At 42.6% G+C, this 14,602-nt stretch carries 16 protein-coding genes and 1 pseudogene; 13 read left to right on the top strand and 4 right to left on the bottom strand.

Going from position 1 to position 14,602, the window contains the following annotated elements:
• Both CKY02_RS20180 and CKY02_RS20175 read left to right on the top strand, forming a co-directional pair.
• A pseudogene (locus tag CKY02_RS20180) lies at positions 1-96 on the top strand (IS5/IS1182 family transposase); the annotation flags it as partial.
• Between the two features lie 147 nt (positions 97-243).
• A complete protein-coding gene (locus tag CKY02_RS20175) occupies positions 244-1,440 on the top strand; it encodes an aspartyl protease family protein (RefSeq protein ID WP_112896678.1) in 1,197 nt (398 codons plus the stop codon).
• A gap of 44 nt (positions 1,441-1,484) precedes the next feature.
• Here CKY02_RS20175 and CKY02_RS20170 read toward each other — a convergent pair whose 3' ends face one another.
• Both CKY02_RS20170 and xreR1 (CKY02_RS20165) read right to left on the bottom strand, forming a co-directional pair.
• Positions 1,485-2,096: a hypothetical protein gene (locus tag CKY02_RS20170; protein WP_112896677.1), complete on the bottom strand. Its 612-nt coding sequence runs from the start codon at positions 2,094-2,096 to the stop codon at positions 1,485-1,487.
• A 95-nt stretch (positions 2,097-2,191) separates the two neighbouring features.
• Positions 2,192-2,428, bottom strand: coding sequence for a cell morphology transcriptional regulator XreR1 (xreR1, locus tag CKY02_RS20165; protein WP_112896676.1), 237 nt, complete (start codon positions 2,426-2,428; stop codon positions 2,192-2,194).
• Positions 2,429-2,576: 148 nt separating this feature from the next.
• Between xreR1 (CKY02_RS20165) and xreR2 the strand changes: the two genes are divergently transcribed.
• The 3 genes from xreR2 to CKY02_RS20150 all read left to right on the top strand — a co-directional run bounded on the left by xreR2 (position 2,577) and on the right by CKY02_RS20150 (position 3,495).
• On the top strand, positions 2,577-2,786 hold the full coding sequence (xreR2, locus tag CKY02_RS20160) for a cell morphology transcriptional regulator XreR2 (protein WP_046395215.1): 210 nt from the start codon (positions 2,577-2,579) through the stop codon (positions 2,784-2,786).
• Positions 2,787-3,006: 220 nt separating this feature from the next.
• Positions 3,007-3,225, top strand: a complete 219-nt coding sequence (gene ccdA / locus CKY02_RS20155) for a type II toxin-antitoxin system antitoxin CcdA (protein ID WP_112896675.1) — start codon at positions 3,007-3,009, stop codon at positions 3,223-3,225.
• Entirely contained in the window at positions 3,226-3,495 is a 270-nt protein-coding gene (locus CKY02_RS20150; protein ID WP_112896674.1) for a CcdB family protein, read from the top strand.
• Here the strand turns inward: CKY02_RS20150 and xreR1 (CKY02_RS20145) are convergent.
• Together xreR1 (CKY02_RS20145) and CKY02_RS20140 are read right to left on the bottom strand one after the other, a co-directional pair.
• Entirely contained in the window at positions 3,492-3,728 is a 237-nt protein-coding gene (xreR1, locus tag CKY02_RS20145) for a cell morphology transcriptional regulator XreR1 (RefSeq protein WP_112896673.1), read from the bottom strand. The two genes, CKY02_RS20150 and xreR1 (CKY02_RS20145), sit on opposite strands and share 4 nt — an antisense overlap.
• A 364-nt stretch (positions 3,729-4,092) precedes the next feature.
• The gene (locus CKY02_RS20140) at positions 4,093-4,755 is read right to left on the bottom strand and encodes a GntR family transcriptional regulator (protein ID WP_112896682.1); all 663 of its coding nucleotides are present in this window, start codon (positions 4,753-4,755) and stop codon (positions 4,093-4,095) included.
• Positions 4,756-5,191: 436 nt separating this feature from the next.
• On the opposite strand from CKY02_RS20140, the gene CKY02_RS20135 reads away from it, so the two are divergent.
• The 8 genes from CKY02_RS20135 (at position 5,192) to CKY02_RS20105 (ending at position 14,599) form a co-directional block, all read left to right on the top strand.
• On the top strand, positions 5,192-5,920 hold the full coding sequence (locus CKY02_RS20135; RefSeq protein ID WP_112896672.1) for a DUF969 domain-containing protein: 729 nt from the start codon (positions 5,192-5,194) through the stop codon (positions 5,918-5,920).
• On the top strand, positions 5,920-6,936 hold the full coding sequence (locus CKY02_RS20130; RefSeq protein WP_112896671.1) for a DUF979 domain-containing protein: 1,017 nt from the start codon (positions 5,920-5,922) through the stop codon (positions 6,934-6,936). The genes CKY02_RS20135 and CKY02_RS20130 overlap by 1 nt, the downstream gene beginning before the upstream one ends.
• Before the next feature lie 11 nt (positions 6,937-6,947).
• Complete coding sequence (gene pcp / locus CKY02_RS20125) at positions 6,948-7,595, top strand: pyroglutamyl-peptidase I (RefSeq protein WP_112896670.1); 648 nt, start codon at positions 6,948-6,950, stop codon at positions 7,593-7,595.
• A 100-nt stretch (positions 7,596-7,695) separates the two neighbouring features.
• Positions 7,696-8,457 carry a LamB/YcsF family protein gene (locus CKY02_RS20120; protein WP_112896669.1) on the top strand — a complete coding sequence of 254 codons (762 nt, stop codon included), beginning with the start codon at positions 7,696-7,698 and terminating at the stop codon, positions 8,455-8,457.
• A gap of 17 nt (positions 8,458-8,474) precedes the next feature.
• Positions 8,475-10,088 (top strand): 5-oxoprolinase subunit B/C family protein, encoded by a 1,614-nt coding sequence (locus tag CKY02_RS20115; RefSeq protein ID WP_112896668.1) that lies wholly within the window; start codon positions 8,475-8,477, stop codon positions 10,086-10,088.
• Entirely contained in the window at positions 10,085-11,875 is a 1,791-nt protein-coding gene (locus CKY02_RS20110; RefSeq protein WP_238399174.1) for an ATP-binding protein, read from the top strand. Before CKY02_RS20115 ends, CKY02_RS20110 begins: the two co-directional genes overlap by 4 nt.
• A complete protein-coding gene (locus CKY02_RS26445; RefSeq protein ID WP_274382159.1) occupies positions 11,868-11,996 on the top strand; it encodes a hypothetical protein in 129 nt (42 codons plus the stop codon). Before CKY02_RS20110 ends, CKY02_RS26445 begins: the two co-directional genes overlap by 8 nt.
• 1,376 nt (positions 11,997-13,372) lie before the next feature.
• A complete protein-coding gene (locus CKY02_RS20105; protein ID WP_112896667.1) occupies positions 13,373-14,599 on the top strand; it encodes an RtcB family protein in 1,227 nt (408 codons plus the stop codon).
• Positions 14,600-14,602: the final 3 nt, after the last annotated feature.

Genomic DNA, 14,602 nt, shown 5'->3' with positions numbered 1-14,602 from the left:
GCAATAGCAACAAGATACGACAAACTTGAGCGAAATTATGCCAGTATGGTTGCCATGGCTTTTATGATGATGTGGTTACCCATGTGGGCTGTATAAGTTATGTACACGAAACGTCAACAGTCCCTAGCAATGTGTACTACCTCCTAGCTTATACGCAACATTTTATTGCTTCCAGTGCATTATGTTGGGTTTTACCGGACCCTAGATTTTCATCTTCCACTCCTAGAAAAGGAATCTAATATTATGAAAAAAAAGGAAAAGATAACCTCCCGGACAATTATCGCCGCCAGCTTGCTGACGCTGATAACAGGCTGTAGCCATATGGAAAAAATCCATATGCCAGAAGAAAATAAACCTATCCTTTCTACTAAGCTGAACATCCATCAGCCTACATCGATCATTGTTCCTGTCACTATCTCCGGTAAAAAATATCAATTCTTGCTGGATACTGGCGCTAGTTATACCTTCATTGATAATAAGCTGGCAAAAACGCTGACACAAACCACACCAGAATCAAAAATACCGGTTACATTCCACCGTATGCTGTCCGATGGACTGGTTACAACCAGTGAAAAACGCTTACACAAAGCTGATCTAACATTATGGCAACCCCTGGCGATTACCCTCGGTAACCATACGGTGCCGGGCTCTGATCCCTGGATTGGTATTGACATGAGTCTCTTTAATCAGTCCATGGGTCAGGAGCTGGATGGTATTCTCGGCATTGACACTTTTCGTCAGTTAAACTGGGAAATAAATAACCTGAACCACACATTGACAGTATGGCACCATGCGCCTTCAATCTTAAATTATCAACAATGTGAACCTTACAGTGATAGCTACGGCAAATCTCCCGCAATTCAGGTTTCTAATGTCGTTTTTAATATAGATACCGGGGCCGATTACAGCTATGTTTCTCGGGAATTTATTAACTATCTGAAAAAAGAGCACAAAGATAAAATTTCTGAAGGAACCCGTGTCAAATACGCGTCCGCGAGTGGGCTTGATAGTAGTAAAGAGTATCTAATTGATGGCTTTTATTTACAACAACTGCCGGTAGGTCGTCTGAGAATTGGCGAAAATAAAAATGATCTCTACAATCTTGGTATGAGTTTCTTCTCACGTTTTGATGATTATCTGTTTATTCCAAATAAAATGCTGCTCTGTTTTAACGCCAAAAACTTTACCCGTTATGACAGTCCATTACTCCGCACGATTGCAATCCGTTATTTTAATAACAAAGTAGAGATATTTTACAACGATCCAAAAGATATTGAAAAATTTGGATTAAAGAACGGTGATATTGTACTGGAAGTTAATGGTCAACAAGCCCTTCCTAAGGATATCACCTATCTTCGCAATCAGTTGTCAGAAACACCATCGGGTAAATTGACAATAAAAATTGAACGAGATAACACTCAGAAAATTATTACCATTTAATAAAGCCATTTATTGAGGGAGATATAGGTTCTCCTTCAATAAACTTATTCCTCAATTTGGTATTTATTCTGTTTATAAGCAATATACGTTTTAGGTAAATTTTTTTCTTTCAATTCCTGCCATATTTTCAGTGCCTGTTTTTTCCCTTTACCTTTGTTTTCAGGATCAGCAATGAAATCACTAATGAAATTATTCAAACGAGCGGAAGGGATCTGTGGAAGCCTTTCTTCCTGCTGTTTCAGAGAAGCCAAGTGCTCGACCAAATCGCCATAGGTAATTTTGTTATTATTGGCAATTTGCGCTTTACGCCAATGATTTAACCAATACCATTGGCCAGATTTATCCGTCAATGGACCATATTGGCGGTTCACCTGTTCTAATAAGAAATTTTTCGTTTGCTTGTCACTCACATAATTTATTACCAAACTTTCTAGGGTGAGTAAATCCCGACCAGCACGATCTCTTTTGTTGGGAATAGCAATCGGCAAATCACCAGAATAACCAAACAAACATGACCGAATATGTAACTCAAGCTCATGCTTTTTTAAGTTACTTGTTGCAATTCCTAAAGATTTAGCAAACTGCCGAAGGTCAGTTACGTAAAAATAGCCATTCTCAAACGCTTCCTGACTCATGTCTTTATGTAATTTACTCACAGTGACATTTCCTTAATCGTATTTGCCAGTTACCGTCAACCCATTTGCTCGACCTTAAAAAGATAAGATCAAAGCAATAAAAAGGAAAGTGACTGTTAGCCTTTTGATTTAGTGCTGAAATCAAACAGATCTGTCAGCTCAATCTGCAAACCACTCGCAATAATATTGATGATTTCAAGGGTAGGATTTCTAACCCCACGCTCAATACCACTGATATACGTCCGGTCAATTCCACACTTATCAGCAAAAGCTTCCTGAGACATGCCAGACGATTGCCTGAAATACCTAACTCTTTGTCCAAAAAGGAATTTTACAGCATTTGGCTTTTTCATCCGATAAGTATCGAATTATGTTACTTATCAGACCACGGACTATGAGTCACTTTTTGCGGTAAGTTATGTTATCATATGTGACTTATAGTCTACTATGTAACGATTTACCTTTTCATATCAAAGTTATCCGTAACGTGGAGGATTAATGATGAAAAATCAGGACTGGCACCCAGCAGACATTATCGCCGAGTTGAAAAAACGGGGAACATCATTAGCAGCCGTTTCAAGGAAAGCAGGGTTAGCATCATCTACTCTTGCTAATACCCTGCAACGCCGCTGGCCCAAAGGTCAACGGCTTATTGCCGCTGCTTTAGATTGCGATCCCGCTGAAATATGGCCTTCGAGATACACAAGGTAAGTGGCTGTAGATCAAAATGGAGCAGTTTATCAATGAGATAAGCTGCTCCTATCTACTTTATACCACTCGGTAAGAATAATGATTACTTGTAACTGCTTATATTTATCTTTTCCTATTCGCAACCCATTTTCTTATGTGAACGTAAAAAATCAGGTTGCTTTTTGCTTTCACGAAACACATACTTTTAATGTGTACTTAAAGTGTGTTTTTGAGGTGTGCCATGAAGCATAGAGTTAACGTAACAGTTGATAAAGAAAATTATCTGATTCTGAGTTCAGCCGATGTAAACATTTCAGGTTTTGTTAATGAAGTCATGACCAGAGAAGCTCAACGAATCAAAGCTGAAAGTTGGAAAGCAGATAATCGCAAAGGAATGGAAGAAGTTGCTCAATTTATTAAACAATATGGTTCATTTGCTGATGAAAACAGGAACTGGTAAATGCAATTTGTTGTTTATCAATACAAACGGAGCGAAAGCAAATACAGTATGTTTGTTGATGTACAACGCGACATCATTGAAACACCAAGAAGGCGTACGGTTATTCCTTTGGTTGAAGCGCATCATTTTTCAAACAAGGTAAATCGTCATCTATTTCCTATAGTGCAAATCAGAGATGAAAATTACCGACTTTTAATAACAGAACTTTCAAGTGCCTCAGAAAGCGTAATTGGAGAGAAAATCACTGATGCACAAATTAAAGTCGACTAACTCTTTTTCTCTACATTAAAGTCAAACAGATCTTTTAATTCGATCTGTAAACCACTTGCAATGACATTGATAACTTCAAGCGTGGGATTCCTGACGCCACGTTCAATGCCACTGATATAAGTGCGATCAAGCCCACATTTATCGGCAAAAGCTTCCTGAGACATACCAGATGCCATTCTGATATATCTAACTCTTTGTCCAAAAAGGGATTTTATAGTGTCAGGTTTTTTCATTCGATAAGTATCGAACGATGTTACTTATCAAACCACGGACTATAAGTCACGTTTTCCTGTAACTCGTGTTACTAATATGACTTACCGCAAAAATACGATGAATTATGTTTTTAATAACCAAGTGATCTGTAATTGGGAGGATTAAAAAGTTCAACAGCATGGCACAAAGGGCATATATAGCTTCTCTTATCATTCACTTCCTTGATCCCTATAGACACTACCGCCTTTGTCTGGAGAGGTACCAAACAAACATAACGTTACAAACCAAAAATATGAAAAAATTTTAAACATATTAATTAAATTAATTTATTTTATCAATAAACTTGCCAATCTAGTCGCAGATATTATCTTTTCTTAACATTTATTAAGCACGATTTTTACGCGTATAAGCCGCTAATACAGTACGCTCTGACTGCTCCAGATAGCTTTTTAACTCGGAGGCCGCACTTTCTGGTTCACCTTTCTCAAGTAACGCCAAAATATGGGCATTCTGATCAATATAGGGAACATAAAAAAGTTCAGGATCGTTCAGGTAACCAAAAGCCAGACGCAATTCCGCAGAAATATGCCCATAGAATGTTATCAACCGTTCACTGTCAGTCAGTTCAACAATAGCTGAATGAAATGCCATATTTGCGGTTCCAACACCAAGCCAGTCCTGAGTATTACGGCACTGTTTAGCCATTTCGATTGCACCACGCATATGTTCAACCGCAGGATGCATAGGATAAGATTGCGCCAATGCCTGACATTCAACAAACCGCCGGACCCGGTAAATATCGATAATAGAAGCAATACTCGGTGTGGCGACAAAAACACCGCGATTAGGTTCATATCGCAGTAACCCTTCCTGAGTCAGTACACGAAAAACCTCACGTAATGTATTACGCGATATTTCAAGTTGTTCGCTCAGAGCCGCTTCTGATAGTCGTTGACCGGGTGATAACTCCCCAATAATCAGTTTTTGCCGGATAATATCTGTTACTTTTTCACTTAACGTCTTAGGAGAGGAGTTATCTTTTTTCATAATAATTAATTGAAAGAGCGGACCAAATGTAGCAAACCTGACTACAAGTTCCCGGTTGCTAAAGATAAGAATGGCAGGCATATTCACACATTCACCTACCGCCAGCAAGCATAGAGATTCCTCCCCACTGACTGTTTTCTACGCCAGAATGATTACTGCCTCATGATGGTGCATTCAGCGCACCACCATAGAGCATCACTATTGTAAAAGTGATCTGTATTTCATTTTTATAATTAAAAAATAATTTTATTTGCCTATTCTTTCGCCTCATTCTATTTATTGTTCAACAATACAAAAACAATTATTTAACAATAAATGCAAATTATCCAACGATGGTACGCATATTGCTTAGATATACATTTATCTACCACACAGGAATTCAACCTATGACGACACAGCAAGCAACCGCGATTTTTATCCACCGAGGTAACACAACATGCAACAGATGGTGAATCTATGGCCGTTGATTGGCATCGCGGTTATTGTCGTGGGTTTTTTACTCAGGTTTAACCCGGTATTGGTGGTGATTGTCGCAGGGATAATTACCGGGCTGGCCGCACATATGCCGATCACAGCGATTCTGGAAAAGCTAGGTTCCGGCTTCCTTAATACCCGAAATTTGCCATTGATTTTGCTGTTGCCGCTGGCAACTATCGGCCTTTTAGAACGGCACGGTTTAAAAGAACGAGCTCAAACCTGGATTAGCAATATTAAAACAGCCACCGCCGGACGTTTGCTAATCATCTATTTGTTCATTCGTGAAATAACCGCTGCGCTAGGGCTGACCAGTTTAGGAGGACACCCACAAATGGTGCGTCCCTTGCTGGCGCCAATGGTTGAGGGGGCTACGGAAAATCGTCATCATGACCTGCCTGACGATGTACGTTATCGCCTGCGGGCCATGTCAGCAGCAACCGACAACGTTGGACTATTCTTCGGTGAGGATATTTTCGTCGCTTTTGGTGCAATCATCTTTATGCATAATTTTATGCTGGAGTCTGGCGGCATCCAAACGGAACCTCTACATATCGCTATGTGGGGGATCCCTACCGCCATCTGTGCCTTTCTAATCCATGCCTTCCGCTTGTCTCGTCTTGACCACCAGATCGCGACCAAACTGGCAGCACTGAATGGTATGGACAAAAATCGAAGGAAGGTTGAGTAATGTTTCAGCAACAATATCTTTATTGGCTGGCCGGCACAGTTCTGCTGGCCGTAGCGGTGATGTCCTGGCGTGATCACACCAACCCTCGCCGCTTGACCACCAGCTTGTTCTGGGCGCTATATGGCATCGTGTTTCTGGTAGGCGACTGGAGCTATCGCGTAATAGCACTATGGGCAGACAACGAAGCCGAGGCCCAAAAGATGCTACATATCGGTGTCGGGCTGATCGTCGTATTGATGGCACTGACGGCAGGTTTTGGCGGTGTGCGATTGGGTAGCTACCATCAACGCACACCTCAGCAACGGCAGGAAAGTGCCTCCCGTTTGGGTAATCGTCTCTTTCTTCCCGCACTGGCGATACCTGTCGTCACCGTGATCGGCGTATTACTGTTTAACCACGTCCCTGGGTTACAACAAGCACTGTTCGGTAGCGGCAATCATGCCACGCTGGTGACACTGTTTTCCATGACAATAGGCTGTTTAGTCGGATATGGCGTTGCATTGAGAATGACGCGTGAAGGCGTAGCTCAATCAACCCAAGAAGCGCGTCGCCTACTGGATGCTATCGGCTGGGCGTTTATCCTGCCACAGATATTAGCGACGCTAGGGCTATTATTTACCGTAGCAGGTGTCGGTACCGCAATTTCTCACCTGACTGAACATTATTTAGCGGTGGATAATCGATTGATCGCGGTAGCGACATATGTACTCGGCATGGCGTTATTGACGATGATAATGGGTAACGCCTTCGCCGCGTTCCCGATTGTTACCGCCGGGATCGGCATTCCCATTCTGGTACTGCAACATGGCGGTAATCCTGCGGTTATGGCCGCCATCGGCATGTTCTCAGGCTATTGCGGTACACTGATGACCCCAATGGCCGCGAACTTCAATATCGTTCCTGCCGCACTACTGGAATTACCAAACCGTAATGCGGTCATTAAAGCACAAATCCCCACGGGAATAGCGCTGCTGATTGCCAATGTTTTTCTGCTCTATTTTTTGATGTTTTTGTAAGGAGAGATCCCATGAAAACCGTTCTGATTACCGCTTTTGAACCTTTTGACAATGAAGCCATCAACCCATCATGGGAGTCAGTAAGACAATTGCAAAACCAACAGCTATCTGGAACACATATTGAGACACGCCAGCTCCCATGTGTATTCAACACTTCTCTAACTTGCCTGTACGCAGCTATTGATGAGATACAACCTGAACTCGTCATTGCAGTGGGACAAGCAGGCGGCAGACCTGATATCACGGTGGAACGCATAGCGATTAACATCAACGATGCACGTATTCCCGATAATCAGGGCAATCAACCCATTGATACCCCTATCGTGACAGCAGGACCCGCTGCCTACTTCTCCACCCTACCGATTAAAGCCATCGTCAGTGGCCTGCAAGCCGCAGGGATTCCTGCTTCGATTTCACAGAGTGCCGGGACATATGTCTGCAACCATGTCATGTATGGCCTACTGCACCATCTGGCACTGGCTTATCCCAAAGTACGCGGTGGATTTATCCATATTCCCTACCTGCCTGAACAGGCGGTAAAATACCCCGGTACACCAAGTATGGCTCTGGAAACAATAATAACCGCACTGAAAATCGCTATTCATCAAGCATTAGAAAACCGTGATGACGTTGTTACTAGCGGAGGAACAACTCATTAATTCAGCGTCTATCGGCGTAGCGGAAATTACCTATCTGTAGAACTGATAAGCATCCTGAATTTTTTACTACTTTTTTGGATATCACTTTATTAGGGTCACGATTATGAACATTATTGATTTAAACAGCGATCTTGGCGAAGGCTTTGGTCAATGGAAAATGGGTGACGATAATACCATGCTGAGCATTGTCACCAGCGCCAATGTAGCGTGTGGATTTCATGCCGGTGATCCCGCCGGGATCTTTCAAACCTTAAAATCTGCCCGTGAAAATCAGGTGATTATTGGTGCTCATGTGTCTTATCCAGATCTTGTCGGATTTGGTCGCCGTAATATGGATGTTTCCAGCAATGAGCTGATCGCGGACGTTATTTACCAGATTGGCGCGTTGAAAGGTTTGGCAGCGGCGGCAGGAACCACCGTAAGTTATGTTAAACCGCATGGTGCGCTGTATAACACCATTGCCCACGATGAATACCAAGCCCTTGCCGTTATTACGGCGATTCGCGAAGTGGATGACAATTTAGCGCTGGTTGGATTAGCCGGCTCGAAAATATTGGATCTGGCGAGAGAAAAAGGCTTGCGTACCGTTGCGGAAGCCTTTGCTGACAGAGCTTATACTCCACAAGGCACGCTAGTTTCCCGCCGGGAAAAAGGGTCTGTGCTTCATGACGCTAATCTCGTTGCCCGACGCATGTTGCAATTGGTGACTGAAGGGGGAGTTGAAGCCATTGATGGCAGTTTTACCCGTATTCAGGCAGATTCCATCTGTGTTCATGGTGACAGCCCAGATGCAGTAGAAATGGCACGTCAGGTGAAACTAACCCTGCAACAAGCCGGGATCACCGTACGCTCCTTTATTTAAATGCCCAGGAGTATCTAGTGCGTTTTTTACCTGTTAATTTAGATGCCATTATTGTCGAGCTTCATGATCTGAATGAAACGCTGGCGCTATTTGATTCACTTAACGCCTGCCCCATTGCTGGCGTAGAAGAAATTATTCCTGCGGCCAGAACACTGTTGATTCGATTTCGTCGCAATGTTGTTTCCACCGTCAAACTTGCCAAAGAAATCAATGGCCGCAACCTGAATACACTGGATAGGACAACAGGGAAACTCGTTGAAATCCCGGTGTATTACAATGGTGAAGATCTGGCGGAAGTGGCAGAAATCCTCGGCATCACCACACAAGAGGTCATAACGCGACATACAGAAAGTGAGTACACTGTTGCTTTTACCGGATTTGCCCCCGGATTCGCCTATTTAGTCGCAGATTCAAACTGTTTACATGTTCCTCGCCGAATGACACCAAGAGCCCGCATCCCTGCGGGATCAGTTGGTCTGGCTGGAGAATTCAGTGGGATATACCCTCAAGCCAGTCCGGGAGGTTGGCAAATCATCGGTATCACACCAGAGCGCATGTGGGATCTCTCACGTTTTCCCTCTTCCCTGTTACAACCCGGTTTCCGGGTACGTTTCAGAGATCAAGGCAAAAGCGCCGCAATCTCTATCACTAAACCCAAAACCCCTGTTGCCCCCATAGAGGACGTTCTATCTTCACAGGTTGATAAACACTCCTCGCTGGAAATCCTAACCACTGGAATACAAACACTTTTTCAGGATTTAGGGCGTTCAGGGCAAGCTAGTTTAGGTATTTCCGCTGCCGGTGCGCTAGATAAAACCGCGCTGAGAAGTGCCAACCGGATCGTCGGTAATCCTTCGGATAACGCATGTCTGGAAATTGTGCAAGGAGGATTAAGCTTTATTTCTCATGGCAATGTCATTATCGCTGTCACAGGTGCTGACTGCCCAATCACTGTTCAAACAGCATCTGGCCGAAAGTTTCAGGTTGATGGCTATCAGCCTATTGATCTGAGTGAAGGTGATACAGTGACACTAGGAACGCCCAAAGCGGGAGTGCGTTCTTATTTGGCTGTGCGTGGTGGTTTCGCCAAGCAACCTATTCTCTCCAGCCTCTCTTACGATACGCTGGCACACATTGGCCCCAAGCCAATCGCTATAGGCGATATTTTGGATATTCTTACTGTGACGCAGGGTTGCGCGGTATCAATGGATGAAAGGCCGGCTTTTAATATGCCTACTTCTGACGATATCGTTACACTGGATATCATTCTGGGGCCGCGTACTGACTGGTTCACAACAGAAGCGTTATCCCTGCTAAAAAGCCAACTTTGGCAGGTTACACCACAATCTAATCGAGTCGGTATTCGCCTGTATAGCGACACACCACTGTCGCGTCTTAACCATAAAGAGTTACCGAGTGAAGGAACGACCACCGGCGCAATTCAGGTTCCCGCCAGTGGTCAACCGGTTCTGTTTTTAGCAGATCACCCTCTGACCGGCGGTTACCCCGTGATTGGTTCCATTGCCAGCTATCATCTTGATCTTGCGGGACAAATTCCTGTCAACGCCCGTATTCGCTTCAACCCCATCACTGAATTTCACGAAATAAAAGAGAGCGATTGCCGCTCATGAGTACCGCACTGACCATGAATATTAAAAACCATCCCATGAAGAAAGTTTTGATTGCTAACCGCGGTGAAATCGCCGTCCGTATTATCCGTGCCTGCCGGGATTATGGTTTACAATCTATCGCCGTCTACGCTGATTCGGACATCAATGCACAACATGTACAATTGGCTGATGAGGCTTACAGTTTAGGCGGAAACAGCCCCGCAGATACTTATCTTAATATTCCCCAATTATTGGATATTGCGAAACGTTCAGGTGCCGACATGGTACATCCCGGATACGGATTTCTGGCTGAACGGGCAGAATTTGCCCGTGCAGTTATTAATGCGGGGTTGATCTGGGTTGGTCCTGAACCAGAGACAATTGATATTCTGGGTGACAAAGTTAAAGCACGCAAAATTGCCCAACAGGTAGGCGCACCACAGGTTTCAGGTACAGAAGAACCGGTGAAAAACGCGGAGGAAGCTCTGGAGTTTGCCGAACAATATGGCCTGCCAATTGCAATTAAAGCAGCATATGGCGGTGGTGGACGTGGCATGAAAGTGGCGTGGCGGCTTGATGAAGTCACCGAACTCTACAATTCAGCTGTTCGTGAGGCAACAGCGGCCTTTGGTCGTGGAGAATGTTTCATTGAACAGTTCCTGGATAAACCTCGTCATATTGAAGCGCAAATTCTGGCTGATAAACATGGCAATGTGGTAGTACTTGGTACACGCGATTGTTCACTGCAACGGCGTAACCAAAAATTGGTGGAAGAGGCACCAGCCCCATTTTTGGCCGAACATCAGCGCCAGCGTATCCATCAAGCGGCACAGGATATTTGCACCGCAGCCCGTTATATCGGAGCCGGAACAGTGGAATTTTTACTCAGTGTAGACGGCACGATTTCTTTTCTGGAAGTGAATACTCGCTTGCAGGTCGAACATCCGGTCACTGAAGAAACCACAGGGATCGACATTGTGGTAGAACAATTTCGGATTGCAGAAGGTAAACCTTTATCATTGACCTCAACACCGATCTCTTTAGGCCATTCTTTTGAGTTCCGTATTAACGCCGAAGATGCAGGTAAAGGATTTTTACCGACGCCCGGAACCGTGACGGTATTTTCTCCCCCTTCCGGCCCAGGAATAAGATTAGATTCTGGTGTTGCAGCAGGTTCCACCATCCCTGGCACCTTTGATTCGCTGATGGCTAAATTGATTGTCAGCGGAGCAACCCGCCAACAAGCTATTGCCCGTGCGCGACGTGCATTACAGGAATTCAGCATTGAAGGCGTTGCATCAGTATTGCCTTTTCATCGAGCGGTAATGGAACATCCTGATTTTATTTCCGATGACACATTTAACGTTCATACACGTTGGATCGAAACTGATTTTATCAATGATATAAAAATATCTCCGCGTCAGGAAAATCATTATCAAGAAAAGGTAACACGTACTTTTATTGAAATTAATGGCCGTCGGCATGAACTGGGACTACCTGCCGAATTATTAAAAGGGCTTTCATTGCCTGATTCTAAGCAAAATTTCATCACTGAGAGCAAAGGTAGTGAAGCTGAGGAGACAATAGCAGTATCGAATCCCGTCTCAGCACCAATATCCGGCGTTTTACAATCCTGGTATGTTCAGGAAGGTGATGAAGTTAAACAAGGTGATGTCATTGCTGTCATGGAAGCAATGAAAATGGAAACGCAACTTACCGCACATCGTTCTGGGAAAATCGTTATCTATGCGGAAGAAGGCGGTTATCAACAGGCAGGAAATGTGCTGGCAAGTATTAACGATGATTAATAATGATGATATACCCGTTATCTTTCAAGTTGCCTCTTTGTTGACTGCATTCGCTCACCCCGGTCACATCGTTATCTATGCTCCCGGGGATTCGCTCCCTTGCCGTCGCGATGCATCTTGAAATCCATAGGGTATAATCGCCAAATTAGTCAAAATTAATTGGCTAATTTGACACATAAATTCACATTACCCAATACAACATCAAATTGTGCGGATAATTTCCGCACAATTTTAATGAAGAGATTAAAATTAAAATGCAAGCAATATCGTGAAAAAGAAGATAATTAACCCCTTTATGAATAGGAAAAAATAACTATTAATGGCAGTTTTTTAATCATTTCGTTAAGATTGACAATAAGACAAATAAGTCATCACATAATTTAACACCTGTTTATTTGTTGTACTCCACAAATTATTAACAAAGCTCTTTTTTTATCCGAAAGAAATGTTTAATAAATATTTTTAATATCATGCTTTTCAATTGAAAATTGAGAGATTATTAAAATCAATAATAAATAAAAGAATATAAAAACCAAATAAAGAATAAAAAATCGTAATTTACCCATAATTATAAAGTGATAACAGCCATATATACTCATCTAGTTAATGACAAATAGCATGATAATTTGTGACTATTTTTACACATATTTAAACAATAAGAAATCATTAACTCGTTATAAATTATCAGTTATAAATAGTGTAGGAGTTTATTTTCCACACTTGACAACGCAAATAAATAAATCAAAAAAAACACAATAAAAACAAATAATTACAAACATTTACCCATATCAATAAGATATAAATCAAATTTAACGAGAATAAATCAATAAAAATGTTATCGGCTATACACTACACATATTGATATTTTCAAAAAATATATTAAATTCAGACTGTCATTTTATTCTAACCATAGAAACATTATTTCATCAAAAGATAATGTTACTCATTTAATAATTATTCATATCCATATGATAATCATGCACATATATGCATCTATTTGAATAGTATATACACTTACTATTACAACAATATCATAATATTAAATAATTTAATTGTTTTACATTTCCTTTACAATTATCAACACAATTTAAAACTATAATAAATTCATATATGCTTTTACAAACACATTTTTATATAGATTAGCATCACAATTTCAACATTACTCAACAAAATAATAAATCAAATAATTGCAATTACCATTAAACATAATACTATATTAATAGTGGAATAAAGTTTTTATTTACAATATTTTCCTAATGGTTCAAAAGAAGACCAAGATAAAAAACAAATTCAGAAACATTGATTAAAAAGGAAAAATATTCGTTACTTTAAATTATACCCTATGGATTTCAAGATGCATCGCGACGGCAAGGGAGCGAATCCCCGGGAGCATAGATAACTATGTGACCGGGGTGAGTGAGTGCAGCCAACAAAGAGGCAACTTGAAAGATGACGGGTATATAATAATAGTGGCGGCTAAGTAATCAGGAGAACAATGTGATAACAAACGATTACGAGTTAATGACCACGCCAAATAGTGCACCAGTGAAAATGTGGACTCATGGTGTACCGGTAGAAGCGGAAGCTCGTGAACAACTGTTGAATACGGCAAAAATGCCTTTCATATTCAGCCATTTAGCCGTTATGCCTGATGTACATCTTGGTAAAGGTTCAACCATCGGCAGTGTCATCCCGACTCGTGGGGCGATTATTCCAGCCGCAGTAGGCGTAGATATCGGCTGTGGCATGATGGCAGTACGTACCTCATTGAATGCCAAAGATTTACCGGACAATCTATATACTATCCGCCATGCTATTGAAATCGCCGTACCACATGGACGCACGGTAAACCGTACCGGTAAGGATAAAGGTGCCTGGCAGCAATCACCAGAAACCGTCGCTCACCATTGGAGCGTGTTGCAAACCGGGTTTAAACGGCTAACCGATAAATATCCACAATTACTGAAAACCAATAACCATCTGCACTTAGGAACACTAGGTACCGGCAATCACTTCATTGAGCTGTGTCTGGATGAATCCGACCAAGTATGGGTAATGCTGCATAGCGGCTCACGTGGTGTAGGAAATGCCATTGGTAATCTATTTATCACCCTTGCCCAACAGGACATGAAACAACATATCGCTAACCTGCCTGATCGTAATCTGGCCTATTTTGAGGAAGGCAGCCGTCACTTTGCTGATTATATGGAAGCGGTCGGTTGGGCACAAAACTTCGCCCGCCATAATCGCGAAGTCATGATGCAACATACATTGGCAGCACTGGCAACGGTAATAACAAAGCCGTTCACTGCCATAATGGAAGCAGTAAATTGTCACCACAATTATGTGCAACAGGAGCAGCACTTCGGCCAAAACGTGTTAGTCACACGTAAAGGTGCGGTCGCAGCACACCAAGGCGTCATGGGCATCATTCCTGGCTCAATGGGTGCGAAAAGCTTTATCGTACGTGGTCTGGGAAATGAACAGAGTTTTTGCTCATGCAGTCACGGCGCTGGCCGAGTATTAAGCCGCACAGCAGCGAAAAAACGCTTCACAATAGAGGATCAGAAGCGTGCCACGGCACACGTGGAATGCCGCAAGGACAGCGACGTCATCGATGAAATTCCGATGGCTTACAAAGACATTGAGGCCGTAATGGCCGCTCAGTCTTCACTAGTAGAAATCGTTCACACCCTGCGTCAAGTGGTTTGCGTAAAAGGATAATCA

Origin of the sequence: Photorhabdus bodei, assembly GCF_003287735.1 — a bacterium.
Taxonomy (GTDB): domain Bacteria; phylum Pseudomonadota; class Gammaproteobacteria; order Enterobacterales; family Enterobacteriaceae; genus Photorhabdus; species Photorhabdus kayaii.
This window is presented reverse-complemented; position numbering and strand designations above follow the sequence as displayed.